This window comes from Novosphingobium sp. KN65.2 (assembly GCF_001368935.1).
In the GTDB taxonomy this organism is placed as follows: domain Bacteria; phylum Pseudomonadota; class Alphaproteobacteria; order Sphingomonadales; family Sphingomonadaceae; genus Novosphingobium; species Novosphingobium mathurense.
Genome location: NZ_CCBH010000039.1, coordinates 1 through 1884 on the forward strand (window position 1 = coordinate 1; position 1884 = coordinate 1884).

Consider the following 1884-nt stretch of genomic DNA (forward strand, 5'->3'; position numbering starts at 1 on the left):
TTCCCCGCCCTTCCTTCGCTTCGCTCCGTGCAGGACGGGTGATTCCCCTCCCCCCTGATCGGCCCTGATTTGCGGCATTCCCCGGCCCTGCTCGCCGCTGGGCAGAATTCGATGACCCGTCATCGCCTTCGGCTCCATTCTAGGCAGGGAAAACAGCACATGACCGACATTCCGCTGGCCACAATTCTTCGGATCAACGCCGCCCGCACCATCCCGCTCACTCGCTATGAGGAAGAGGGCAATTTCGACCGCTTTGGCTACATCAAAGACCTTGCCGAAAATCATGGCGCTGACCTTCCCGCTGTCATCGAGATTGCCGACCTACTAGGGCCGGAGGAAGATTTTGACGGCCTTGTGACCACCATCGAGGACGCCGCCGAGGGCTTCGGCTTTGGTGCTCTTATTGTCGGGGGGGCGTGAACATGGGCCAGGAGCTTATGACGCCCGCGCAGATCGCGGATATTTGCGACGGCCGAGACAAGGCCATAGCCCTTTGGCTCAGCCTCTATGACACCTACCATGCAACCCGCGACGAGGCGGCCCGCCTGACCCTTGGCGGCGCACTGTCGCTGTCATGTGGCCGCGACTGGACCGAGGACACGTTGACCCGCGCTTTTATCCAGTCGCAGCCTATCGACCAGCGCGACAAGGAGACGGGAGCGCGCAAGACCATCGACGCACGCGACAATTTCGAGCGCGTCTTGACGCACACGATGGACCGCCGGTGCTGGGCGGCCCTCATGGAGCAGCTGGGTTTTGACCAGCTGCTAGATCAGCAGGCCCGCAAGGAGTTTCATGACGGCTTGCGCGATGATCCCGTGCCGTTCACGCCCGACAACTGCGCCGCCACTTTCGGGAATATCTGGACCAACCGGCGCGACCTTTATTTGCGCGGCATCGCCAACGTCTTCGCCAAGCTGGATCGCCGCTTTCGCTCGCACAACGGTTTCAAGATCGGCGCGCGTCTCATCATCGACCGCGCCTTGAACGAATGGGGATCATGGGACCGCTACGAGCGCCGCGACACGTTGCGGGACGTGGAGCGCGTCTTTCTGGAACTGGACGAAAAGCCCCCGGTTTCAGAGGGCCACAGCATCGCCTCACAGGTTGCCGATTCGGCACGCGTGCGCGGATCGCTGCCAACCGTGATCGAGGGCGACTATTTCCGCGTTCGCGTCTTCAAGAATGGGAATCTGCACATATGGTTCGAGCGTGACGACCTTCTGCAGAGCGTGAATCTGTTGCTCGCGGAATATTACGGCGAGGCTATCGGTGATGGCTATGAGACGACCGAGGCAGAAGCGGCCCCGGCCTATCATATCACGCCCGCTAAGAACTTCGGCGCGTTCATGACTTCCCCGGAGATCGCCGCCCAGGTCATCGAACATGCGAGGATCAGCACAGGCCAGCGCGTTCTAGAGCCTAGCGCGGGAAAGGCTGCGCTTGCTTCGGCCGCGCGCAACGCTGGTGCCGATGTAACTTGCGTGGAGCTGCAACCCGGCTTCGCCCACGAACTACGCGTAATCCACGGCTTTGCCGATGCGATCGAGGGCGATTTTCTCGCATTGGACCCGGCCCATTACGCACCGTTCGACGCGGTGATAATGAACCCGCCTTTTGATCGAGGCCGCGACTGTGACCATGTGCGCCATGCCCTCGCCTTTCTCAAACCGGGAGGCGTGCTGGTGGCAATCATGAGCGCGCGGGCAGAGTATGGCGAGGATCAGCGCCACAAGGCGCTACACCGCATGATCGCTGGTTGCGAGGCGATCTATTTCCACGGTCGCAAATGGATCGACCTTCCCCCCGGTTCTTTCGCCCACGCCGGAACCAACGTGAACACTGTTTTGCTTGCGATCCGCAAGCCGGGTTGATCGGTGCAGG

At 61.4% G+C, this 1884-nt stretch carries 2 protein-coding genes; both read left to right on the forward strand.

Annotated elements, in window-relative coordinates:
- Nucleotides 1–159 precede the first annotated feature (159 nt).
- Nucleotides 160–420: a hypothetical protein gene (locus tag SPHV1_RS01285; RefSeq protein ID WP_008831823.1), complete on the forward strand. Its 261-nt coding sequence runs from the start codon at nt 160–162 to the stop codon at nt 418–420.
- 2 nt (nt 421–422) lie between these two features.
- Nucleotides 423–1874 carry a DUF4942 domain-containing protein gene (locus SPHV1_RS01290; protein ID WP_231634371.1) on the forward strand — a complete coding sequence of 484 codons (1452 nt, stop codon included), beginning with the start codon at nt 423–425 and terminating at the stop codon, nt 1872–1874.
- Nucleotides 1875–1884 lie beyond the last annotated feature (10 nt).

What these genes read in the sequence shown, in the direction of transcription:
- SPHV1_RS01290 (WP_231634371.1), top strand. Translation starts at nt 423, where the DNA reads ATGGGCCAGGAGCTTATGACGCCCGCGCAGATCGCGGATATTTGCGAC.
- SPHV1_RS01285 (WP_008831823.1), top strand. Translation starts at nt 160, where the DNA reads ATGACCGACATTCCGCTGGCCACAATTCTTCGGATCAACGCCGCCCGC.